23 protein-coding genes are annotated in these 22,837 nt (G+C 71.4%); 17 read left to right on the forward strand and 6 right to left on the reverse strand.

The features are described 5' to 3' along the window. Positions 1-60 precede the first annotated feature (60 nt). The 3 genes from PUR53_RS16975 (at position 61) to PUR53_RS16985 (ending at position 2,556) form a co-directional block, all read left to right on the forward strand. The gene (locus PUR53_RS16975; RefSeq protein ID WP_329908760.1) at positions 61-648 is read left to right on the forward strand and encodes a DUF5998 family protein; all 588 of its coding nucleotides are present in this window, start codon (positions 61-63) and stop codon (positions 646-648) included. Next, the gene (locus PUR53_RS16980) at positions 648-1,835 is read left to right on the forward strand and encodes an alkaline phosphatase family protein (protein WP_329908761.1); all 1,188 of its coding nucleotides are present in this window, start codon (positions 648-650) and stop codon (positions 1,833-1,835) included. Before PUR53_RS16975 ends, PUR53_RS16980 begins: the two co-directional genes overlap by 1 nt. A 73-nt stretch (positions 1,836-1,908) precedes the next feature. Then, positions 1,909-2,556, forward strand: a complete 648-nt coding sequence (locus PUR53_RS16985) for a thymidine kinase (RefSeq protein ID WP_045561074.1) — start codon at positions 1,909-1,911, stop codon at positions 2,554-2,556. Between the two features lie 67 nt (positions 2,557-2,623). Here the strand turns inward: PUR53_RS16985 and PUR53_RS16990 are convergent, their stop codons facing one another. Then, on the reverse strand, positions 2,624-3,451 hold the full coding sequence (locus tag PUR53_RS16990) for a VOC family protein (RefSeq protein WP_329900230.1): 828 nt from the start codon (positions 3,449-3,451) through the stop codon (positions 2,624-2,626). Between the two features lie 320 nt (positions 3,452-3,771). On the opposite strand from PUR53_RS16990, the gene PUR53_RS16995 reads away from it, so the two are divergent. Next, entirely contained in the window at positions 3,772-4,599 is an 828-nt protein-coding gene (locus PUR53_RS16995) for a sulfurtransferase (protein ID WP_329908762.1), read from the forward strand. Positions 4,600-4,748: 149 nt separating this feature from the next. On the opposite strand, the gene sepH is transcribed toward PUR53_RS16995, so the two are convergent. The 3 genes from sepH to PUR53_RS17010 all read right to left on the reverse strand — a co-directional run bounded on the left by sepH (position 4,749) and on the right by PUR53_RS17010 (position 8,705). Beyond that, on the reverse strand, positions 4,749-5,783 hold the full coding sequence (gene sepH, locus PUR53_RS17000) for a septation protein SepH (RefSeq protein WP_239757685.1): 1,035 nt from the start codon (positions 5,781-5,783) through the stop codon (positions 4,749-4,751). Between the two features lie 401 nt (positions 5,784-6,184). Continuing rightward, entirely contained in the window at positions 6,185-7,504 is a 1,320-nt protein-coding gene (locus PUR53_RS17005) for a D-arabinono-1,4-lactone oxidase (protein ID WP_329900232.1), read from the reverse strand. Then, positions 7,464-8,705 carry an MFS transporter gene (locus PUR53_RS17010; protein ID WP_329908763.1) on the reverse strand — a complete coding sequence of 414 codons (1,242 nt, stop codon included), beginning with the start codon at positions 8,703-8,705 and terminating at the stop codon, positions 7,464-7,466. The genes PUR53_RS17005 and PUR53_RS17010 overlap by 41 nt, the downstream gene beginning before the upstream one ends. 149 nt (positions 8,706-8,854) lie before the next feature. Between PUR53_RS17010 and PUR53_RS17015 the strand changes: the two genes are divergently transcribed. Together PUR53_RS17015 and PUR53_RS17020 are read left to right on the forward strand one after the other, a co-directional pair. Further along, positions 8,855-9,985 carry a ferrochelatase gene (locus PUR53_RS17015; protein WP_329908764.1) on the forward strand — a complete coding sequence of 377 codons (1,131 nt, stop codon included), beginning with the start codon at positions 8,855-8,857 and terminating at the stop codon, positions 9,983-9,985. A gap of 8 nt (positions 9,986-9,993) precedes the next feature. Then, a complete protein-coding gene (locus PUR53_RS17020) occupies positions 9,994-10,812 on the forward strand; it encodes an inositol monophosphatase family protein (protein ID WP_329908765.1) in 819 nt (272 codons plus the stop codon). Positions 10,813-11,043: 231 nt separating this feature from the next. Here PUR53_RS17020 and PUR53_RS17025 read toward each other — a convergent pair whose 3' ends face one another. Beyond that, positions 11,044-11,217: a hypothetical protein gene (locus tag PUR53_RS17025; RefSeq protein WP_192829560.1), complete on the reverse strand. Its 174-nt coding sequence runs from the start codon at positions 11,215-11,217 to the stop codon at positions 11,044-11,046. A 414-nt stretch (positions 11,218-11,631) separates the two neighbouring features. Between PUR53_RS17025 and PUR53_RS17030 the strand changes: the two genes are divergently transcribed. From PUR53_RS17030 to PUR53_RS17045, 4 genes are all read left to right on the forward strand, one after another. After that, complete coding sequence (locus PUR53_RS17030; protein ID WP_046917975.1) at positions 11,632-12,285, forward strand: response regulator transcription factor; 654 nt, start codon at positions 11,632-11,634, stop codon at positions 12,283-12,285. A gap of 6 nt (positions 12,286-12,291) precedes the next feature. Beyond that, complete coding sequence (locus tag PUR53_RS17035; protein ID WP_329900236.1) at positions 12,292-13,548, forward strand: sensor histidine kinase; 1,257 nt, start codon at positions 12,292-12,294, stop codon at positions 13,546-13,548. 403 nt (positions 13,549-13,951) lie between these two features. Continuing rightward, entirely contained in the window at positions 13,952-14,248 is a 297-nt protein-coding gene (locus PUR53_RS17040; RefSeq protein ID WP_005481602.1) for a DUF4193 domain-containing protein, read from the forward strand. A 13-nt stretch (positions 14,249-14,261) separates the two neighbouring features. Next, the gene (locus tag PUR53_RS17045) at positions 14,262-15,236 is read left to right on the forward strand and encodes a hypothetical protein (RefSeq protein ID WP_329908766.1); all 975 of its coding nucleotides are present in this window, start codon (positions 14,262-14,264) and stop codon (positions 15,234-15,236) included. Positions 15,237-15,581: 345 nt separating this feature from the next. Here PUR53_RS17045 and PUR53_RS17050 read toward each other — a convergent pair whose 3' ends face one another. Further along, the gene (locus PUR53_RS17050; RefSeq protein WP_329900238.1) at positions 15,582-16,046 is read right to left on the reverse strand and encodes a DUF3093 domain-containing protein; all 465 of its coding nucleotides are present in this window, start codon (positions 16,044-16,046) and stop codon (positions 15,582-15,584) included. Between the two features lie 112 nt (positions 16,047-16,158). Here PUR53_RS17050 and PUR53_RS17055 point away from each other — a divergent pair, with 112 nt between their 5' ends. From PUR53_RS17055 to PUR53_RS17085, 7 genes are all read left to right on the forward strand, one after another. Beyond that, positions 16,159-16,743, forward strand: coding sequence for a PaaI family thioesterase (locus PUR53_RS17055; protein ID WP_239757696.1), 585 nt, complete (start codon positions 16,159-16,161; stop codon positions 16,741-16,743). Continuing rightward, entirely contained in the window at positions 16,740-17,288 is a 549-nt protein-coding gene (gene dut, locus PUR53_RS17060; RefSeq protein WP_329900239.1) for a dUTP diphosphatase, read from the forward strand. Before PUR53_RS17055 ends, dut begins: the two co-directional genes overlap by 4 nt. A 1-nt stretch (position 17,289) precedes the next feature. Then, positions 17,290-18,066, forward strand: a complete 777-nt coding sequence (locus PUR53_RS17065) for a DUF3710 domain-containing protein (protein ID WP_329900240.1) — start codon at positions 17,290-17,292, stop codon at positions 18,064-18,066. A gap of 194 nt (positions 18,067-18,260) precedes the next feature. Beyond that, positions 18,261-20,900: a sensor histidine kinase gene (locus tag PUR53_RS17070; protein WP_329908767.1), complete on the forward strand. Its 2,640-nt coding sequence runs from the start codon at positions 18,261-18,263 to the stop codon at positions 20,898-20,900. Positions 20,901-20,910: 10 nt separating this feature from the next. Then, entirely contained in the window at positions 20,911-21,594 is a 684-nt protein-coding gene (locus PUR53_RS17075) for a response regulator (protein ID WP_329900242.1), read from the forward strand. Positions 21,595-21,665: 71 nt separating this feature from the next. Further along, on the forward strand, positions 21,666-22,064 hold the full coding sequence (locus PUR53_RS17080) for an OB-fold nucleic acid binding domain-containing protein (protein WP_239757701.1): 399 nt from the start codon (positions 21,666-21,668) through the stop codon (positions 22,062-22,064). Between the two features lie 3 nt (positions 22,065-22,067). Further along, positions 22,068-22,826, forward strand: coding sequence for a DUF3159 domain-containing protein (locus PUR53_RS17085; protein WP_329900243.1), 759 nt, complete (start codon positions 22,068-22,070; stop codon positions 22,824-22,826). Positions 22,827-22,837: the final 11 nt, after the last annotated feature.

Consider the following 22,837-nt stretch of genomic DNA (forward strand, 5'->3'; position numbering starts at 1 on the left):
ACAGAACAGAGACGGCAGAGCGGTCCCTCGCAGTCGGTGCGCCACCGTAGGATGGACGTCATGGCCAAGACCAGTACGACGACCCAGGGGCTGCGTGCGGCGATCGAGCGCAGCGGCTACTACCCGGCTCTCGTGGCCGAGGCGGTGGAGGCCGCTGTCGGCGGCGAGGCCATCAAGTCGTACCTGGTCCATCAGGAGACGACGTTCGACGCGAACGAGGTGCGGCGGCACGTCACCGTCCTCGTCCTCACGGGCAACCGCTTCATCGTGAGCCACACCGACGAGCAGGCCGCCGACAGCACGTCGCCCACGCCGTACGCCACGACGTCGACCGAGTCGGTGAAGATCGGCCGCATCTCGTCGGTCGTGCTCAGCCGGGTCGTCGCCAATCCCGAGTCGTACACCCCGGGCACCCTGCCCCGCGAGGTCGTCCTGACCATCGGCTGGGGAGCCGTCTCCCGCATCGACCTGGAGCCCGCCGCCTGCGGCGACCCCAACTGCGAGGCGGACCACGGGTACACGGGCAGCTCGACGGCGGACGACCTCAGCCTGCGCGTCAGCGAGGCCGGGGACGGCCCGGAGACCGTGCGTCAGGCCCTCGCCTTCGCGCAGTCCCTCTCCGAGGCGACCGCGGACACCACCCGCTGATGGCACTGCCCACCTGGGACCACCCGGAACCCCTGGCCCTCGGCTCCGCCCCCGTCCCCGAGTACGGCGTCGGCTCGCTCGCAGACCTCCTGCCCACCCTCGCGGCGGGCATGGGGGTCCCCGGCACGACCGCCTCGATACCGGAACTGACGGCGGCCGACCGGGCCTGTGTGTTCCTGGTCGACGGCCTGGGCTGGGAGCAGCTGAAGGCACACCCCGACGAGGCGCCCTACCTGACGGCGCTGCTCGCCTCCTCGCGCGGCGGCACCGGCCGCCCCATCACCGCCGGATACCCCGCCACCACCGCGACCTCCCTCGCCTCCGTGGGCACCGGCCTGCCCCCGGGCGCACACGGTCTGCCCGGCTACACGGTCCGCGACCCGCGGACCGGCGAGCTGATGAACCAGCTCCGCTGGCAGCCGTGGACGTCGCCGCAGGCGTGGCAGCCGTACCCCACGATCTTCCAGCTCGCCGACCGGGCGGGCGTACACACCGCCCAGGTCACCTCCCCGGCCTTCCAGAACACGCCCCTCACCCAGATCGCGCTGAGCGGCGGCACCTTCCACGGCCGCCTCTCCGGTGAGGACCGCATGGACCTGGCCGCCGAGCAACTGGCCGCCGGGGACCGCGCCCTGATCTACACCTACTACTCCGAGCTGGACGGCGCGGGGCACCGCTTCGGTGTCGACTCCGACGCCTGGCGCGGTCAGCTCATGCACGTCGACCGGCTGGTCCAGCGCCTGGCCGAGCAACTGCCGCCGCGCACCGCCCTGTACGTCACCGCCGACCACGGCATGATCGACATCCCGTTCGACGAGCAGCACCGCATCGACTTCGACGAGGACTGGGAGCTGCGCGCCGGGGTCGCCCTGCTGGGCGGCGAGGGCCGGGCCCGCCACGTGTACGCGGTGCAGGGCGCCGAGTCGGACGTCCTGACCTGCTGGCGCGAGGTGCTCGGCGAGCAGTTCTGGATCGCCTCGCGCGACGAGGCGGTCGCGGCGGGCTGGTTCGGCCCGCACATCGACGAACGCGTGTACGCGCGCATCGGGGACGTGGTCGCGGCAGCTCACGACGACGTCCTGATCGTCGCCTCCGAGCGGGAGCCCAAGGAGTCGGCGATGGTCGGCAACCACGGTTCGATGACCCCCGTCGAACAGCTGGTCCCGCTCCTCGAAGTACGCTCCTGAGAGGCCCCGCCGCCGCTCACCCCGCCTCCCGCCGGACCCGCCGCCCTCCTCGCCGAAAGGTGCTCAACTCGACATGCCCGAGCTGGTGTTCTTCTCCGGAACCATGGACTGCGGGAAGTCCACGCTGGCCCTCCAGATAGAGCACAACCGCTCGGCGCGCGGCCTGCAGGGCATGATCTTCACGCGTGACGACCGCGCCGGCGAGGGCAAGCTGTCGTCACGGCTCGGCCTGGTCACGGACGCCGTCGAGGTCGAGGACGGCCAGGACCTCTACGCCTACCTCGTCGACCACCTCTCCCAGGGCCGCCGCGCGGACTATGTGATCGCCGACGAGGCCCAGTTCCTCGCCCCGGGGCAGATCGACCAACTCGCCCGCGTCGTGGACGACCTGGGCCTGGACGTCTACGCCTTCGGCATCACGACCGACTTCCGTTCCAAGCTCTTCCCCGGCTCCCAGCGCCTCGTCGAACTGGCCGACCGCGTCGAGGTCCTCCAGGTCGAGGCCCTGTGCTGGTGCGGCGCCCGCGCCACCCACAACGCCCGCACCATAGGCGGTCAGATGGTCGTCGAGGGCGCCCAGGTCGTCGTCGGCGACGTCAACCAGCCCGACGACATCGGCTACGAGGTCCTCTGCCGCCGTCACCACCGCCGCCGGATGACGGCGGCCACGGCCCACGCGGGCGCCCTCTCCCCGGACGTCCTGCCGGTCGAGACGGTCTGACCTCGACACAGGCACCGATGCCGATGCCGATGGCGACGCCGGTCCCTACGCGGGTCCGCGCCCCCGTTCACTCGGCCGTGTGAACGCCTCCGTCGGCGGTCCGGTGTTCCGTGCGCACCACCGCGAACTTCGCGCCCTCCGGGTCGGCCAGGGTCGCCACCGGCCCGTGAGGGGTGTCATGGGCCGGTTCGAGGACATGGCCGCCGAGTTCGATGACGCGGTTGGCGGCCTCGTCGGGGTCCGTCACCTCGAAGTAGGTCAGCCAGTGGGGACCCCGGTCACGGGGGAGCGCGCCGCCGACGCCATGGATGCCGGCCACCGGGCGGCCCCCGACGCGCAGGGTCACGTAGTCGAGGTCGGCCGAGACCACCGGCTCCTCCTCGTAGCCGAACACCGTCTCGTAGAACTTGGCGACCAGTGAGCTGTCGACGGTGAGGAGTTCGTCCCAGGCGGGCGTGCCGGGGACACCGGTGATGTCCGCGCCGAGGTGCTCCGCCGCCTGCCAGATGCCGAAGACGGCGCCCGCGGGGTCGGAGGCGATCACCAGACGGCCCGCGTCACCGGCGTCCAACGGGCCCACGCCGACGGTGCCTCCACAGTGCCGCACGGTCTCCGCCGTGCGGTCCGCGTCGGGCGAGGCGAAGTAGGGCGTCCAGGCGATGGGGAGATGACGGTCCGGCGGCAGCTGGCCGATCCCCGCCACCTGGTGCCCGTCGAGCAGTGCCCGCACATACGGGCCGAGCTGCTGGGGACCGGGCTGGAACTCCCAGCCGAACAGGGCCCCGTAGAACTCCTGGGTCGTGGCCGTCCCGTGCACCATCAGGCTCACCCAGCAAGGTGTGCCCGGTGGATACACCGCGCCGTTCAGGCCGGTCGACCCCCGTGCCTCGGTCATCGTCACTCTCTCCTCGGCCCCTCGCGGTGGCCGTGTCCGTCGCCCTCGGTACGCGTGTACCGCGTCCACGCGCGATCACGCCCCGTGCCGATGCTCGCACCACCCGTAGTGCCACGGGCCCGCGCCGCACCGCCGTCGACGCGTACGTACGTGAGGATGCCCGGCTCGCCGGTCCCGGCTGTCGTCCGCGCCGCTGCCGTGTGGTGTCCATCGGTTGTACGGCTTGTGCCCGACCCCGTACACCCGGTGATCGGCACCGCCCGGCGGGCAGAGTAGCCGGAGCCGGGCCGGGCGGCCACCCCGTGCGCGAGGATGGGGGCATGAACGTCATCATCTCGGCCTCCGACCTCGGACACGAACTGGCGGGAGCCCGCCCGCCGGTGATCCTGGACGTCCGCTGGCAGTTGGGCGGTCCGAACCTGCGCCCCGAGTACGAGAAGGCCCACATCCCGGGAGCCGTCTTCGTCGACCTGGACACCGAACTCGCCGGTCCGGCGGGTTCCGGCGGCCGCCATCCACTGCCCGACCCCGACACCTTCGGCGCGGCGATGCGCGCGGCCGGCGTCTCGGCCGACCGGCCCGTCGTCGTGTACGACGGCGGGCTCAACTGGGCCGCCGCACGCGCGTGGTGGCTGCTCCGCTGGGCCGGCCACCCCTCCGTGCGCGTCCTGGACGGTGGTCTGGCGGCCTGGACCGGCGTGCTGACGGCCGAGATCCCGGAGCCCGCCCCCGGCACCTTCGAGCCCGTCCCCGGCACGCTGCCGCTGCTCGACGCGGACGGTGCCGCCGCGCTGGCCCGCACCGGACTGCTCCTGGACGCACGGGCCGCCGAACGCTACCGGGGCGACGTGGAACCCATCGACCCGGTCGGCGGGCACATCCCGGGCGCGGTGTCGGCCCCCACCACGGAGAACGTGGCCGAATCCGGCCGCTTCCGGACCGCCGCCGAACTGACCGACCGCTTCAAGGGACTCGGCGTGACCGCCGACTCCGAGGTCGGCGTGTACTGCGGCTCCGGCGTCTCCGGCGCCCACCAGGTGCTGGCGCTGGCCGTGGCGGGTATCCCGGCGGCCCTGTACGTGGGCTCGTGGTCGGAGTGGTCCCAGGACGGCGACCGCCCGGTGGCCACCGGGCCGGACCCCCAGTGACCCGGCGCTGACGGCACGCGCGAGGGCCCGCGTCTGAACGACGCGGGCCCCACACACGTATGAATGACCGATCCTGCACCCGAGAGAAACGGATCCGCTGGACGGAGTGGAACGAGTGACCGCTCCGACTCCCCACCGTCGTGGGGCCGTTACTCCTGCTTCTTGCGTCTCGTCCCGAACACGATCTCGTCCCAGCTCGGCACTGCCGCGCGCCGCCCCGGTCGGACACCGTCCGCCTCGGCCTGGCGGTCGGTGGCGCCGATGAGCCGGTCGCGGTGGCCGTTGACCGACCGAGGCATGAGGACGTCCGCGTAGGCGGAACCGGCCGAGGCCGCGGGGGCCGCGGACTCCTCCTCCGCCACTTCCTCGACGGAAGAGGACTCCTCCTGCGGTTCGGCGGAGGGCAGTTCGGGCACCACCAGGTCGCCCCGGTAGCTGGGGACGGCCTCCAGGATGCTGGTGAGCGAGTCGCGCTCGCTCACCATGTCCTCGTCGGCCTCGGGCGGCGCGGGCAGGACGGGACGTTCCGCCTGGCGGTCCAGGGGGCGGTCACGGGGGAGCCGCGCGATCCTCGGCACGAACGGGAAGCTCGGCTCGGGCGTCCCGAGGTCGTCGGACTCGCCGATCAGCGAGCGCGCCTCGTCGTCGACGGCCTGGACGAGCCGCCGGGGCGGGTCGTAGGTCCAGCTCGCCGAGTGCGGTTCACCCGCGACGCAGTACACCAACAGCACTTCCCAGGTGCCGTCGTCGCGGCGCCACGAGTCCCACTGGACGGTGTCCTTCTCGGCACCGCGCAGCAGCAGCCGCTCCTGGACGGCCTCGCCGAGCTGGGGCCCCGCGGCGTTCTCGCCGGGGCGGCGGACCGGGGTCTTGCGCGCCCGCTCGGCCATGAAGGCACGCTCGGCGAGGACGGGGCCCTCGAACCGGCGGACCCGGTCGACGGGGATGCCGGCGAGCTGCGCGACCTCCTCGGCCGTGGCACCCGCGCGTATGCGCGCCTGGATGTCACGGGGACGGAGATGGCTCTCCACCTCGATCTCGATCTGGCCGAGGCGGGGACGGTCGCCGCGCACGGCGGCACGCAGCCGTTCGTCGATCGGCAGCGTGTACTCCGTGGAATCGGCAGCCTTCAGCACCAGCCGTGTGCCGTCATTGGAGACGGCCACGACACGCAGTTCGGGCATGGGGACCTCCCGGGTGGTGCCTGCCGACGTCACGTGCGTCGCTGCTTCCGCTAGTCGAGTGTGGCCTGCCCGGGTGCAGCCTGCCACAACCTTGCCGAGTTGCCCGGCGTGTCGGGCGTGAGCCCGAGGCCGCCGTTATGGCACGGTTATCAATTCGCAACGCTAAGTGACGAACCTCATCACCCTGTGCAACGATCCCCCTCCCGGCGGTCCTCGAAGGCCCCGGACACCCTGGCGGGAGTCCGGACCCAGGGCTCGCAACAGTACTCCATTCGGGCCACTTGCGTGGATCGGCACGCCGCTCAACTTCTCATGAGGGACGCCGATCCGCTGCCGGAACAGACCTTTTCGTGACCCCGGGAGGGACGTGCTTCACATGATCAACAGAACCGCCCGACCGACTACGCCCCGAGCACCCGGCGCAAGTAGTCGTTCTGGAAACGCCGTTCGGGGTCGAGCCGGTCACGCAGCGCGGTGAACTCGCCGAAGCGGGGATAGACCTTGGCGAAGTAGTCCGTGTCCCGCGTGTGCACCTTGCCCCAGTGCGGCCGTCCCTCGTGCGCGGTGAAGATCCGCTCGGCGGCGGTGAAGTACGCCTGATAGGGCGTGCCCTTGAACATGTGCACGGCGACATAGGCGCTCTCGCGGCCGGAGGCGGTGGAGAGCGTGATGTCGTCGGCCGGCGCGGTGCGCACCTCCACGGGGAAGCTGACGCGCAGGTTCGAACGGTCGACCATCGCCTTGAGTTCACGCAGCGTGTCCACCACGGCCTCGCGCGGAACGGCGAACTCCATCTCCACGAACCGGACTCGGCGCGGAGAGGTGAAGACCTTGTAGGGGATGTCGGTGTAGGTCCGGGCGGACAGGGCGCGGCTGGATATCTGCGCGATCGTCGGGATGGTGGCGGGGACCGCCTGGCCCACCCAGTTGGCCACCTGGAAGACGCCGTTGGAGAGGAACTCGTCCTCGAACCAGCTGTTCAGCTGTGGCACCGGCTTCTCGGGGCCCGCGCTGCGGTTGTTGCGCTTGGTGTTGGTGTTGCCGGTGTGCGGGAACCAGTAGAACTCGAAGTGCTCGTTCTCGGCGTGCAGTTCGTCGAACTCGGCCAGCACCCTCTCGAACGGCATCGGTTCCTCGCGTGCCGTGAGCAGGAAGATCGGCTCCACGGCGAAGGTGATCGCGGTGACGATGCCGAGGGCGCCGATGCCGACGCGGGCGGCCGCGAAGACGTCGGGGTTCTCCGTCGCGGAACAGGTCAGCACCGACCCGTCGGCGGTGACCAGTTCGAGCCCCCGGATCTGGGCGGCGATCGAGGCCGAGTCGCGGCCGGTGCCGTGGGTGCCGGTGCTGGTCGCGCCCGAGACCGTCTGCTCCATGATGTCGCCCATGTTCGTGAGCGAGAGCCCCTCGCGCGCGAGAGCCAGGTTGAGCCGCTTCAGCGGGGTGCCGGCGGCGACCGTGACGGTCATGGCCTCACGGTCGATCTTGCGTATGCCCGTCAGCAGTTGAGGGCGGATCAGCACGCCGTCGGTCGCGGCGGCCGCGGTGAAGGAGTGGCCCGTCCCGACGGCCTTCACCCGGAGGTCGTCCTCGGCCGCCTGCCGTACCGCCGCGGCGAGTTCCTCGACGGTGGCCGGGGTGACCTCCCGTACGGGGCGGGCGGTGACGTTCCCCGCCCAGTTACGCCACGTGCCGCTCTTGCCGATCACTGTGGTGCTCATGGGGCCCTCCCCGCCTTGGAGCCGGCCTGCGCAGCCGGCGGTACCCGAGAAAACCGACCGCGACCGCGACGGCTCCGGAGGCCGCCGGAACCACGTACCCCGCCTTCGCCCCGGCCGCGTCGATCACCCAGCCGGAGACCGAGGACCCGAGCGCGACCCCGACCGCGAGCCCGGTGCCCACCCAGGTCATGCCCTCGGTCAGTTGCGTGCGTGGTACGTGCTCTTCGATGAGGGACATCGTCGTGATCATCGTGGGTGCGATGGACAGTCCCGCCACGAAGAGCGCCACGGCCAGGAACGGCAAGTTTCCGACCAGTAGGAGGGGGATCATACTCACGGCCATGCCGCACACGCCCAGCAGCCATCGACGTTCCGCCGCCCCGGAGAAGCACAGCAGCCCGAAGACGATGCCCGCGGCGCAGGAACCGGCCGCGTAGAGAGCCAGGACCACGCTCGCTGCGGCCTTGTGGCCCCGCTCCTCGGCGAAGGCCACGGTGACCACGTCGACGGCTCCGAAGATCGCTCCCGTGGCCACGAACGTCGCCACCAGGACCTGCAGTCCGGGCGAGCGCAGCGCCGAACGCCCCTTGACGTCCCGCTCGCGCGGGTGGGGCGCCGGTTCGGTGGCGCGTTGGGCCGTCAGCCAGAAGACCCCGGCCGCCAGGAAGCAGGCGGCGAGCAGCGGTCCGGCCTCCGGGAACCACGCCGTGGACAGCCCGATGGAGATGATCGGCCCGAAGATGAAGCACACCTCGTCGACGACGGACTCGAAGGAGTACGCGGTGTGCAGTTGCGGGGTGTCCCGGTAGAGCGCCGCCCAGCGCGCCCGGGTCATCGCCCCGAGGCTCGGCACACAGCCGATGCCGGCCGAGCAGAGGTACAGCACCCAGTCCGGCCAGCCGTAGTGCGCGGCGAGCAGGAGTCCCGCGGCGGCGGCCAGCGCCACGAGGGTCGCCGGGCGCAGCACCCGCCGCTGTCCGTACTGGTCCACCAGCCGGGAGATCTGCGGGCCGAGCACGGCGGCGGACAGCGCGATGGTCGCCGAGAGCGCTCCGGCCAGGCCGTACCGCCCGGTGAGCTGGGAGATCATCGTGACCACGCCGATGCCCATCATGGACAGCGGCATCCGGCCGAGGAGACCCGCGGCGGTGAAGCCCTTGGTGCCGGGCACGGCGAACAGGGCGGTGTAGGGGCTGGGCACGAGGGCTCCGGTCGTTCCGGGAAGCGGAGGGATGAGTTCCTCGTAAGGCGCGAACTCAGTCGATACAGCTTACGGGTGAGGTAACCCTAAGTCATTCTCGGGATGGGCCGAGATCCCGCCCGTCGGTGCCGGGTGGCAGGATCGGAGACATGCCACACGCGCACGACGCCACCCCCTACGACGCCCTGCTCCTGCTCTCCTTCGGCGGCCCGGAAGGCCCGGACGACGTGGTCCCGTTCCTGGAGAACGTGACGCGGGGTCGCGGCATCCCCAAGGAGCGCCTCAAGGAAGTCGGGCAGCACTACTTCCTGTTCGGCGGGGTCAGCCCCATCAACGACCAGAACCGCGCCCTGCTCGACGCCCTCCGCAAGGACTTCGCCGAGAACGGCCTGGACCTGCCGCTCTACTGGGGCAACCGCAACTGGGCGCCCTACCTGACCGACACCCTGCGTGAGATGGTCGCCGACGGCCGCCGCCGCATCCTGGTCCTCGCCACCAGTGCGTACGCCTCGTACTCGGGCTGCCGCCAGTACCGGGAGAACCTGGCCGACTCGCTCGCCGCCCTGGAGGCCGAGGGCCTGGAGCTGCCGAGGATCGACAAGATCCGGCACTACTTCAACCACCCCGGCTTCCTGGAGCCCATGATCGACGGCGTCCTGGAGTCGCTCGCCGACCTCCCCGACGACGTCCGCGACGGCGCCCACCTCGCCTTCTGCACGCACTCCATCCCCAACGCCTCGGCGGACACCTCCGGCCCGGTCGAGGAGCACGGGGACGGCGGCGCGTACGTCGCGGAGCACCTGGACGTCTCGCGGCTCATCGCCGACGCCGTGCGCGAGCGGACCGGCGTCGAGCACCCGTGGCAACTCGTCTACCAGTCGCGTTCCGGCGCCCCGCACATCCCGTGGCTGGAGCCGGACATCTGCGACCACCTGGAGGAGCGGCAGGCGGCCGGCGTCCCCGCCGTCGTGATGGCGCCCATCGGGTTCGTCTCGGACCACATGGAGGTCCTGTACGACCTCGACACCGAGGCCATGGCCAAGGGCGAGGAACTGGGCCTGCCCGTCCGCCGCTCCGCCACCGTGGGCGCCGATCCCCGGTTCGCCGCCGCGATCCGCGACCTGGTCCTGGAGCGGGCGGCGGTCGAGCGCGGCGAGGACGCGGTCACCCCCTGCGCCCTCGGCGCGCTCGGCGCGAGCCACAACCTGTGCCCGGTCGGCTGCTGCCCGGCCAGGACCCCGCAGCCCGCAGCCGCGGGCGTCGACAGCCCGTACGCGTGAGGAGCACCGTGACCGACCAGCCCGAGCGTCCGGACGGCCTGAAGACCGAACTGCTGGAGATCGCCCTGGACGCCGCCCGCCGCGCGGGCGACTTCCTGCGCGACGGCCGGCCCGCCGATCTGGGCGTCGCCGCCACCAAGTCCAGCGCGGTCGACGTCGTCACCGAGATGGACATCGCCTCCGAGAAGCTGATCACCGGCCTGCTGGCCGAGCGCAGGCCGCACGACGGCGTGCTCGGCGAGGAGGGCGCCAGCGTCACGGGCACCAGCGGCGTCCAATGGGTGATCGACCCCCTCGACGGCACCGTCAACTACCTCTACGGACTGCCCAGTTGGGCTGTCTCCATCGCCGCCCGGGTGGACGGCGAGACGGTCGTGGGCGTGGTCCACGCCCCGGTGCGCGGCGAGACCTTCCGGGCCGTCCTCGGCGAGGGCGCCTTCCTGAACGACCGCCCCGCGCGCGTGCGACCCGCTCCGGAGCCGGAGTTGGCCCTCGTCGGCACCGGCTTCGGCTACCTCGCCGAGCGCCGGGCCAGGCAGGCCGGCGTGTTGCGCGAGCTGATCCCCCACGTCCGGGACATCCGGCGCGGTGGGTCCGCCGCGATCGACCTCTGCGACGTGGCCGTGGGCCGCCTGGACGCGTACTACGAGCGCGGCCTGAACGCCTGGGACTACGCGGCGGGCGACGTCATCGCCCGGGAGGCGGGCGCCCTGACCGGTGGCCGCCCCGGAGAGCCCCTCTCACCCGACCTGACCATCGCGGCCCCACCGGGCCTCTTCGAGGCCCTCCAGACCCGCCTGGACGCCTTGGGCGCCTGGCACGACTAGGAACACCACAGCAGCGTCCCCCAGAGCCACAGCAGCAGTGGGCGCCCTACGGCGAGTGAGGCGAAGGGGCGCGCCTGTGTCGAGAGCCCGAGCGCGCGGAGGCCCGAAGGGTCGAGCACGGTCGGGCTCTCGACACAGGCTTCTGCGCCCCGGAGGCGAACCGAGCCCCAAAAAAAGCAGCAGCCCCCGGACTGGATCTGCCGGGGGCTGCTGTCATGCGTATGGGCTGGATCAGACGCTGTACGCGCCGACCTCCACACCGTGGTCGGCGGCGAGGCGGCGCAGGTCGTCGAGTTCTCCCTGCTCCACCTCGACGAGGAAGTCGTCGCCCTCGTCGCGAGCCCTGGTCAGGTCGGACTCGGTCGCCCTTATGCGCTGCAGAAGTCCTGCGGTGAATGCGTCCATGCTGCGCCCCCTCGTCCTGGGTCGTGGGTCGTTGGCACGGGGGTGTGCCGTTCGGAAGGGGCGATCACGTCTCCTGTGGATGCCCAGCGCCACCCTGGCCGGGCGGCGACGGTGCCGGACACCCACGCCCGCTCTGCGGAAAAGCGGACAGCCTGTACCGCATGGTGGTGCGGCACAAGCAGAGCGTGATCGCGGGGTGTAAAGCCGTCCTCCCCCCGGTCTTTCGTACGGAAACCTCAACCGGACGAAAAAGTCCCGCATTCCCGGTCGAGCATCCCGGTCCTTCCTGCGCGGGGTCGTCTTACAGCCGACTTACGGCCGAAAAAGGCAGGATGGAGGTCACACACCCACGAACACCCTGCCTGTGCGCGCCTGTGGCGCGCTACGCGGGTGGACAGAGGAAGGACAAGCGACGTGCGCGTACTCGTCGTCGAGGACGAGCAACTGCTCGCCGATGCGGTGGCCACCGGACTGCGCCGGGAGGCCATGGCCGTCGACGTCGTGTACGACGGTGCGGCCGCCCTGGAACGCATCGGCGTCAACGACTACGACGTGGTCGTTCTCGACCGCGACCTCCCCCTCGTCCACGGCGACGACGTCTGCCGCAAGGTGGTCGAGCTCGGCCTGCCCACGCGCGTGCTGATGCTCACCGCGTCCGGCGACGTCAGCGACCGCGTCGAGGGCCTGGAGATCGGCGCCGACGACTATCTGCCCAAGCCCTTCGCGTTCAGCGAGCTCATCGCACGCGTGCGTGCCCTCGGCCGGCGTACGAGCGTGCCGCTGCCGCCCGTCCTGGAGCGCGCCGGCATCAAGCTCGACCCCAACCGCCGCGAGGTCTTCCGCGACGGCAAGGAGGTCCAGCTCGCGCCGAAGGAGTTCGCGGTCCTGGAGGTGCTGATGCGCAGCGAGGGCGCGGTCGTCTCGGCGGAACAGCTCCTGGAGAAGGCCTGGGACGAGAACACCGACCCGTTCACCAACGTCGTACGCGTGACGGTCATGACACTGCGCCGCAAGCTCGGCGAACCGCCGGTCATCGTCACCGTGCCCGGTTCCGGCTACCGGATCTGATCCGCCATGGCCACCACCCCCGCGCCCCCGTTGGCGCCCCCGAAACCCACCTGGGACCCCAGGCGGCCCCAGAACCCGCTCCCGTGGCTGCGCCCGACCATCCGGATACGGCTCACGCTGCTGTACGGCGGCATGTTCCTGATCGCCGGGATCCTGCTGCTGTCGATCATCTATCTGCTGGCCGCCCAGGCCGTGAACACGGGCAACGCCCCGCTGTTCAAGATCGTGGGCGGCACGGACATCAGTGTCACCAGCGAGAAGTGCCCCGCGGTGGACGCCGGGTCGACCAATGTGCGGCTCTCGGACTTCAACGCCGCGATCTCCGCCTGCATCGACGCCCAGCGCCAGGTCGCCCTGGACACCCTGCTGAGCCGGTCGCTGCTGGCCCTGCTCGGGCTCGCCGTGATCGCCTTCGCCTTCGGGTACGCGATGGCGGGTCGGGTGCTCGCGCCGCTGGGCCGGATCACCCGCACCGCGCGCGCGGTGGCAGGCTCGGACCTGTCGCGCCGCATCGAACTGGACGGTCCGGACGACGAGCTGAAGGAGCTCGCGGACACCTTCGACGAGATGCTGGAGCGGCTCCAGCGGGCCTTCACGGCCCAGCAGCGCTTCGTGGGGAACGCCTCGCACGAGCTGAGGACCCCGCTCGCGATCAACCGCACGCTCCTCGAGGTGCACCTCTCCGACCCGAACGCGCCGACCGAACTGCAACAGCTGGGCAAGACGCTGCTGGCCACCAACGAGCGCAGCGAGCAGCTCGTCGAGGGTCTGCTGCTGCTCGCCCGCAGCGACAACCAGATCATCGAGCGCAAGCCGGTGGACCTCGCCGAGGTCGCCTCGCGGGCCATCGACCAGGTGCGCTCCGAGGCGGACGCCAAGAAGGTGGAGATCCGCGGCGAGCGGGCCCCCGCGGTCGTCCAGGGCAACGGTGTCCTGCTGGAGCGGATCGCCCTGAACCTCGTCCAGAACGCCGTCCGGTACAACGTGCAGGGCGCGGGTGGCTGGGTGGAGGTCACCACGGAACTCCAGCACGGTCACGCCCTGCTGGTGGTCACGAACACCGGGCCGGTGGTCCCGGCATACGAGATCGACAATCTTTTCGAGCCGTTCCGGCGGTTGCGTACGGAACGCACGGGCAGCGACAAGGGGGTGGGCCTCGGCCTGTCGATCGTCCGGTCCGTGGCCCGCGCTCATGGCGGTCACATCGCCGCCCGCCCACGCGAAGGAGGCGGGCTGGTGATGCGAGTGACCCTACCCGTCTGAGAAAATGACCCCCGGTTCCGGGACGTGTTCGCTTTGCGCGGAATTTCCCGGCGCCTGATCGAAACGGTCGTGCACGACCGATGTGTGATCGATCACAGGGGCGATTTTCCAGCCATCTACCGAGCGTGATCATGTAGCCGCCGTAAAGCCGGGAAAATCCGGGTTTTCGGGGGTTGAGATCACGGGAAGTACATGCTGAGGCGCCTTTGAAATGCAGCCTCAGGACCGTGTACGGTCCCGTTCGCCATCCAAGCCGATCACTCTTGAGGAGTCCGGTTGGGTGTCGATTGAGTAACAGACCTTGATGTGAGGCAAAATCTCCGCCTCAGGTCGGGCACAAGTCCGGCCTCTCACGCGTTACGTGCGCTGGAGACACCGCAGACACCCAGAGGGGGAGAGCGACATGGCAACGGATTACGACACCCCACGCAAGACCGACGACGACGTCGACTCGGACAGCCTTGAAGAGCTCAAGGCCCGCCGGAACGACAAGTCGACCTCCGCCGTGGACGTCGACGAGTTCGAGGCCGCTGAAGGCCTGGAACTGCCCGGGGCCGACCTCTCGAACGAGGAGCTGGCCGTCCGGGTGCTGCCCAAGCAGCAGGACGAGTTCACCTGCATGAGCTGCTTCCTGGTGCACCACCGCAGCCAGCTGGCCCGCGAGAAGAACGGTCAGCCGATCTGCCGCGACTGCGACTGAGGCGGGGTCGGCCGTGACTGGCTCGACCCCTCCTTGGAAGCGCCGCTCCCGCGAGGGAGCGGACCAGGGGCCGTACGACGGCTCCGACGGCGTGCGTGACGACGAGCGGGGCTCCTCCGAACAGGGAGCGGCCTCGCTCGAACGTGCGTCCGGCGCGGCGTCGGGGAGTGCCACGGACGAGCAGGGACGCCTGCCCGTTCCGGTGGAGAATCCGGCGCCGGTCGCCAGACGGCGGTCGGCCGCCGTCGCCGCAGTCCGGGACGGAGTGAAACAGGGCCTCAAGGTCGGGGCCCGCAAGAGCGGTGACCGGGCCAGAGCGGGGCTCGCGTACATCACCGACCGCGTCATCGAGATCGCCCCGCGGATCCCCGTACGCGATCTCGCCACCCTGCGCGCCCAGTTCCCGGGGCTGGGGCCCGAGCAGATCGCCGACAAGCTGGTGGCGGGGGCCGCCAACGCGTCCTCCACGGTGGGTGCGGGTGTGGGGGCCGCCGCGATGCTGCCGGCGCCGCCCGCCATGCCCGCGGAGCTGGCCGCCGAGATCACCGGCGTCGCCGCGATCGAGCTGAAGCTCATCGCCGAGCTGCACGAGGTGTACGGGGCGCGGCCGCCGGGGAATCTGCGGCAGCGCAGCACCGCGTATCTGGACTCCTGGTCCGGTGAGCGCGGGATCGACGTGATGAAACCGACGACGATCAACTCGGCGCTCGGTGGGCAGATGAAGCGGCAGCTGCGGCAGCAGATCATGAAGCGGATGGTGCGGAATCTGCCGAACCTGATGCCGTTTCTGGTGGGCGCCGCGGTCGGGGCGGTCATGAACCGCCGGGACACCAAGCACCTCGCCGAGCGGATCCGGAAGGACCTGCGGCGCATGCAGGTGCCGTGGGAGGCGTTGCCGGAACTGCCGCCGCTGGAGAAGCCGACGGATCCGGTGCCGGTGGGGGAGCTGCCGGAGGAACTCGGCGGGGGCGGCCGGGACGAGCCGTAGCGCCGCACGGCTGCTGGGCGGGCGTGAGTGGGTGGTGTGGGCGGGCACGCCCGACTTCGGCACCGCCGAAATGCGCCGCTGTGGCTGATCGCCGTCGCGGCGGGAGGAAGGGCTCGGCGGCGAGGAGCTGGGGCGTCGGCTCGGCAGCAGGGAGCCGGTGAGCGGTAAGAGTTCGGCTAGAGGTAGCCGGCCGCGTGCCGTGCCGTCGGGCGGGTGGGTTGTCCGCGTTGGCTCCGCCGCACCGGGGTCGCATCGGCCGCTGGGGCATCGGTGGTGTCCCGCGCGGCTGCGCGTTGTCGGTCGGAAGTCGCGCGTCGCGTCGGCGTGCGTGTCCGTCGGTCCGCGCTACGCCGTCGTCTGCTTCGCCGCTTCCAGTGCCGCTGCCAGGCGTTCCGGGGCTCGGGTCGACAGGTAGACGTACGGGGTCGGGTCCGTCGGGTCGGTGATCGGGATGCGCAGGGCCGTCGGGATGTAGGCGCGCAGGAGCATGAAGGCGTGCGGGTTGGCCTTGTGGGTGCGCCAGGCCTGGGCCTCCTCCCGGTCCAGGATCTCCGGTTCGCCGAGGGCGCTCACCGGGATCTTCGCCTCGCCCGCGATCAGGGAGTCGCCGACGACGCGGATACGGACCGAGCCGTACGAGCTGGTGACGACCGCCGCGACCGCGGTCCCGCCGGCGAGGCCGCCCAGCAGGGGGAGCGTGCCGAACGGCAGCAGGATGAGGGCCATCGAGACGCCGACCAGGAGGCAGACCAGCCACCACGTGCGGGGAGCGGTGAGGCGTTCTTCGTACGGCGGGACGGAATGCTGCATGGCGTCAAGCTTGGCATGCGGACCCTCCGGCCCCGAAGTAGGGGCGTCCGAGGGGAAACCCTGCCCGTAGGGGCGGTGGCCGGAGGCTGACGGACGGGTAAGGTCTGCGGCTGTGAGAGGTACTTCCGCGGCCCTGCGGCCCCCGGCGGACGCCACGGCGCCCGTACGCCATCCCGAGGCACCCGCCCCCGGAGAGCTGCTCGGCGCGCACTACGGGCAGTGTTTCGGCTGTGGTGGCGAGCAGCCCCACGGGCTGCACCTGGAGGCGAGGGCCGGCGAAGGCGTCACTCTCACCGCCGAGTTCACCGTACGGGCCGCCCATCAGGGGGCCCCGGGGCTCGCCCACGGCGGGGTCCTGGCCAGCGCCCTGGACGAGACCCTCGGCTCCCTCACCTGGCTGCTGCGCACCATCGCGGTGACCGGACGGCTGGAGACCGACTTCATGCGGCCCGTCCCCGTGGGCACCGTGCTGCACTTGAGTGCCGAGGTCACGGCCGTCGCCGGGCGGAAGATCTTCGCGACCGCCGAGGGACGCATCGGTGGCCCCGACGGACCGCTCGCCGTCCGCGCCGACGCGCTCTTCGTCGAGGTCAAGGTCGACCACTTCATCGACCACGGTCGCGAGGAGGAGATCCAGGCGGCCATGAACGACCCGGACCAGGTCCGGCGGGCCCGCGCCTTCGAGGTGAACCCGTGAGCGGCGGCCGTCCCCCTCTCGACGTCCTGATCCGGCGCGTCGACCCCGACGTGCCGCTGCCGGACTACGCGCGGCCCGGTGACGCGGGCGCCGATCTGCGCACCACGGAGAGCCGGGAGTTGAAGCCCGGAGAGCGGGCCGTGCTGCCCACGGGAGTGTCCATCGCGCTCCCCGAGGGGTACGCGGCCTTCGTCCACCCACGGTCCGGTCTGGCCGCCCGCTGCGGCGTCGCTCTGGTGAATGCCCCGGGGACGGTTGATGCCGGGTACCGTGGGGAGATCAAGGTGATCGTGGTGAATCTCGACCCGTATGAAGCCGTACGGTTCGAGCGCTTCGACCGGATTGCCCAACTGGTCGTCCAGCAGGTCGAGAAGGTGCGCTTCCGCGAGGTGGCGGAGCTTCCCGACTCGGCGCGGGCCGAGGGGGGCTTCGGGTCCACCGGTGGTCATGCCGCCGTGGACGGCGCGAGCGGCAACAGCAGCACAAGCGGCACAACGGGTGGGAATCGATACGCTTCGGTCGTATCCGACCGGGAAGGACAGTGACGTGTTCGGACGTCGCAAGAAGAAGGGTTCCGCCGAGGACGCGGCGGACGCGGCGAGCGAGGCCGAGCAGGTCGACGGCGTTGCCGGGGAAGCCGACGCTGAGGCGGACGTCGAGCGGGAGCGCGTGCGGCTCGAGCCCGAGCCCCGGCCGGACGGGCCGTGGGACAGCTCCGAGGTGCGCGACCCCAGCGAGGGCCGGGTGGACCTCGGCGGCATCTTCGTGCCCGGAGTCGACGGCATGGAGCTGCGGGTCGAGGTCGCGGGCGACGCGATCGTCGCCGCGACCGTCGTGCTGCGCGACAGCGCGGTCCAGCTGCAGGCCTTCGCCGCACCCAAGCGCGAGGGCATCTGGGGCGAGGTCCGCGAGGAGATCGCCTCCGGCATCACCCAGCAGGGCGGGGTCATCGACGAGGTCGAGGGCCCGCTGGGCTGGGAGCTGCGCGCGCAGGTGCCGGTGCAGCTGCCGGACGGCACGGGCGGCTTCCAGGTGGTCCGCTTCGTCGGCGTGGACGGGCCCCGCTGGTTCCTGCGCGGGGTGATCTCCGGGCGGGGCGCGGTGGAGCCGCAGACCGCCGGGCTGCTGGAGCAGATCTTCCGGGACACGGTCGTCGTCCGCGGCGAGGGCCCCATGGCTCCGCGCGACCCGATCGTCCTGAAGCTGCCGAACGACGCGCAGATGGTGCCCGAGGGTGTCCAGCAGGAGGAGCAGGCCGGGTCCCGCTTCTCCGGTGGTATGGGGCAGCTGCAGCGCGGGCCGGAGATCACCGAGGTCCGCTAGCGGTCCCGGCTGAGGCCGTCAGGGAACTGCGGGTCCGCGTGGCCGGTCGCGCAGTTCCCCAGGCCCCTGCGGGGGTGTCGGCGTCAGGGTTGTGTCAAAGAGGCGGCCTCCGGTCGCCTCTGCCCGTTTTGCCGTGATTATTGGCCGTAGGGTCGACGCTGCGTAGGCGGTGGTCACGGGAAGACAATGGGGACATGGGACGCGGGAAGCTTCGGATCTACCTCGGTGCGGCGCCGGGCGTCGGCAAGACGTACGCGATGCTGTCCGAAGCGCACCGCCGGATCGAACGCGGCACCGACTGCGTGGTGGCCGTCGTGGAGCACCACGGCCGTCCGCGCACCGAGGTGATGCTGCACGGACTGGAGCAGATGCCGCGTCGGTCGCTGGAGTACCGGGACGCGTTCTTCACCGAGATGGACGTGGACGCCGTCCTCGCCCGGCAACCTCGGGTGGCCCTCGTGGACGAGCTGGCCCACACCAACGTGCCCGGCTCCCGCAACGACAAGCGCTGGCAGGACGTCGAGGACCTGCTCGCCGCCGGCATCGACGTGATCTCTACCGTCAACATCCAGCACCTGGAGTCGCTCGGCGATGTCGTCGAGTCGATAACCGGCGTACGGCAGCGCGAGACCGTCCCCGACGAGGTGGTGCGGCGGGCGGACCAGATAGAGCTGGTCGACATGTCGCCACCGGCCCTGCGGCGGCGGATGGCGCACGGCAACGTCTACCAGCCGGACAAGGTCGACGCCGCGCTGTCGAACTACTTCCGCCCCGGGAACCTGACCGCGCTGCGGGAGCTCGCGCTGCTGTGGGTGGCGGACCGGGTCGACGAGTACCTCAACGCGTACCGCAGCGAGCACCAGGTGTCGCGGATCTGGGGCTCCCGCGAGCGGATCGTGGTCGGGCTGACCGGCGGCCCCGAGGGACGGACCCTCCTGAGAAGAGCCGCCCGGCTCGCCGAGAAGGGCGCCGGCGGCGAGGTCATGGCCGTCTACATCGCCCGCAGCGACGGGCTGACCTCCGCCTCGCCCAAGGAACTCGCCGTCCAGCGCACCCTCGTCGAGGATCTCGGCGGCACCTTCCACCACGTCGTCGGCGACGACATCCCCGCCGCGTTGCTGGCCTTCGCGCGCGGTGTCAACGCCACCCAGATAGTGCTGGGCGTCTCGCGCCGCAAGAGCTGGCAGTACGTCTTCGGGCCTGGCGTGGGCGCCACCGTCGCCCGGGACTCCGGACCCGACCTGGACGTCCACCTGATCACGCACGCCGAGGCGGGCAAGGGACGCGGACTGCCCGTCGCCCGGGGCGCGCGGCTCGGCCGGGCCCGGACGATCGGGGGCTGGGTGGTCGGGACGGTGGGGCCCATGCTGCTCGCGGCGCTGCTGGCCAACGTCGAGACCGATCTCGGTCTCGCCAACGACATGCTGCTCTTCCTGTCGCTGACGGTGGCCGCGGCCCTGCTCGGCGGTCTGCTGCCGGCCCTGGCCGCGGCCGTGCTGGGCTCGCTGCTGCTCAACTGGTTCTTCACCCCGCCGGTACACACGCTGACGGTCGACGACCCGACGAACATCGTCGCCATTGCGGTCTTCATAGGGGTGGCGGTGGCGGTGGCCTCCGTGGTGGACCTCGCGGCCCGGCGCACCCAGCAGGCCGCCCGGCTGCGCGCCGAGTCGGAGATCCTCTCCTTCCTCGCGGGCAGTGTGCTGCGCGGCGAGACCAGTCTGGAGGCCCTCCTCGAACGTGTGCGCGAGACCTTCGGGATGGAGTCCGTGGCCCTGCTGGAGCGCGAGAGCGATGTGGCCCCATGGACCTGCGCGGGCAGCGTGGGCCCCCGGCGGGTGGACCGTCCCGAGGCGGCGGACGTGGACATGCCGGTCGGGGACCATATGGCGCTGGCCCTGTCCGGCCGCGTCCTGCCCGCCGAGGACCGCCGGGTACTGGCCGCGTTCGCCGCCCAGGCCGCCGTCGTCCTGGACCGCCGGCGCCTCCAGCAGGAGGCCGACCGGGCCAAGGCGCTGGCCGACGGCAACCGCATCCGCACCGCGCTGCTCGCCGCCGTCAGCCACGATCTGCGCACCCCGCTCGCCGGTATCAAGGCCGCCGTGTCGTCCCTGCGCTCCGACGACGTGGCCTGGTCGCCGGAGGACGAGGCCGAACTGCTCGAAGGGATCGAGGACGGCGCCGACCGGCTCGACCACCTCGTGGGCAACCTCCTCGACATGTCCCGGCTGCAGACCGGCACCGTCACCACGCTGATCCGCGAGATCGACCTCGACGAGGTGGTGCCGATGGCGCTCGGCGGCGTCCCGGAGGGCAGCGTCGGGCTGGAGATCCCCGAGAGCCTGCCCATGGTCGCCGTCGACCCCGGGCTGCTGGAGCGCTCGGTCGCCAACATCGTCGAGAACGCCGTCAAGTACAGCCCGCCCGGCACGCCCGTCCAGGTCTCCGCGAGCGCCCTCGGCGGCCGTGTCGAGGTCCGGGTCACCGACCGCGGCCCCGGCGTCCCCGACGAGGCCAAGGACCGCATCTTCGCCCCCTTCCAGCGCCACGGCGACGCCCCGCGCGGGACCGGCGTCGGCCTCGGGCTCGCCGTCGCCCGGGGCTTCGCCGAGGCCATGGGCGGCACGCTGGACGCCGAGGACACCCCCGGCGGCGGACTCACCATGGTGCTCACCGTCCGGGCCGCACAGCACGGCTCCGGGCCCGATACGGCCTCGTCGGGCACCGATCCCGCCGCGGGCGCGTCTACGTCGGCGGACGCCGCCCCGTCGGCGGACCCGGCCGCCGACGCGGCGGTCGGCACGGCCACATCGGCAGAGAGGCGAATCGGATGAGGCGGTCCCCATGACGAGGGTGCTGGTGGTCGACGACGAGCCGCAGATCGTGCGCGCGCTCGTGATCAATCTGAAGGCCCGCAAGTACGAGGCCGACGCGGCCCACGACGGGGCGACCGCGCTCGCCCTCGCCGCCGCCCGGCACCCCGATGTCGTCGTGCTCGACCTCGGACTGCCCGACATGGACGGCGTCGAGGTGATCAAGGGGCTGCGCGGCTGGACCCGGGTGCCGATCATCGTGCTCTCCGCCCGGCACACCTCCGACGAGAAGGTCGAGGCCCTGGACGCGGGCGCCGACGACTACGTCACCAAGCCCTTCGGCATGGACGAGCTGCTCGCCCGGCTGCGCGCCGCCGTCCGTCGCGCGGAGCCCCTGGGCGGCGAGGAGGGCGACGTGATCGTGGAGACGGACGACTTCACCGTCGACCTGGCGGCGAAGAGGGTGAACCGGGACGGCAGGGACGTCCGGCTGACCCCCACCGAGTGGCACCTCCTGGAGGTGCTGGTCCGCAACACCGGGCGCCTGGTCGGCCAGAAGCAGCTGCTCCAGGAGGTGTGGGGGCCGTCCTACGGGACGGAGACCAACTACCTGCGGGTCTACATGGCCCAGCTGCGGCGCAAGCTGGAGCGCGACCCGTCGCGGCCCCGGCACTTCATCACCGAGGCGGGGATGGGGTACCGCTTCGAGAAGTGAGACGCCGAAGTGCGCACGGGTCCGCGTACGGGGGTGCTGGACTGTCGGCGGGCCCCGGTACGCTTTTTGTCATGAGTGCTGTTCCTCGTTCCGAGAAGCCGGCGGGCCGGTTCCGGCGCATGCTCGACCGGCTCTCCTCGTCCCAGACGGACCTGGAGTCGGAGGAGCTGCGCGAGGACGCGGAGACCGCGGGCTGCACGCGTATATGTGACTGTCACGACCGACAGATAGTGACCGTTACTGGTACCTTGCGCACGGTCACGCTGCGCCCCCGGGCCGGTGTCCCGGCCCTGGAGGCCGAGCTGTTCGACGGTTCGGCCGCCCTGGACGTCGTGTGGCTGGGCAGACGCTCCATCGTCGGGATAGAGCCGGGGCGCAAGCTGATCGCATCCGGCCGGATCTCGATGAGCCGGGGCCGTAGGGTGCTGTTCAATCCGAAGTACGAACTCAGACCGCTCGGACGGGAGTAGCCGGTGACGTCGCTCGACAAGCCGACGGAAGACGCCCAGCGCGGCGTCCAGGACGCCCAGGGCGGACAGGACGGCTCGCACGACTCCAGGGCGGTGACGGAGGCCGCGCTGTTCGAGGCGTTCGGTGGCGTGCGCGGCATGGTCGAGACCGTGCTCCCGGGCCTGCTCTTCGTCTCCATCTTCACGATCAACAAGGACCTGCACTCGGCGGCCCTCGCGGCCCTCGGCGTCTCCGTCCTGCTGGTCGTGGTGCGGCTGGTCATGAAGGACACCGTCAAGCACGCCTTCAGCGGTGTCTTCGGGGTCGCCTTCGGTGTCGTCTTCGCGATGATGACCGGCAACGCCAAGGACTTCTATCTGCCGGGCATGCTCTACACGCTGGGCCTCGGATGCGCGTACATCATCACGACGCTGGCCGGCGTGCCGCTGATCGGTCTGATGCTCGGCCCCGTCTTCAAGGAGAACCTGTCCTGGCGGACCCGGAACCCCGGACGCAAGAAGGCGTACGCGAAGGCGAGTTACGCCTGGGGCGCGATCCTGCTCGGCAAGTGCGCGATCCTCTTCCCGCTCTACTGGTGGGCCGACACCACACAGCTGGGCTGGGTCCTCATCGCCCTGAAGATCCCGCCGTTCCTGCTCGCGGTCTGGCTGACCTGGATCTTCCTGGCCAAGGCGCCGGCGCCGATCGACGTGTTCGCGGAGATGGAGGCGGAGGAGCGCGCGGCGGAGGAGCGGAAGGCTGCGGCTCGGGCGGGCGAGTAGGCACCCGGGGG

Source organism: Streptomyces sp. SP18BB07, from assembly GCF_036322545.1.
Taxonomy (GTDB): Bacteria; Actinomycetota; Actinomycetes; order Streptomycetales; family Streptomycetaceae; genus Streptomyces; species Streptomyces deccanensis.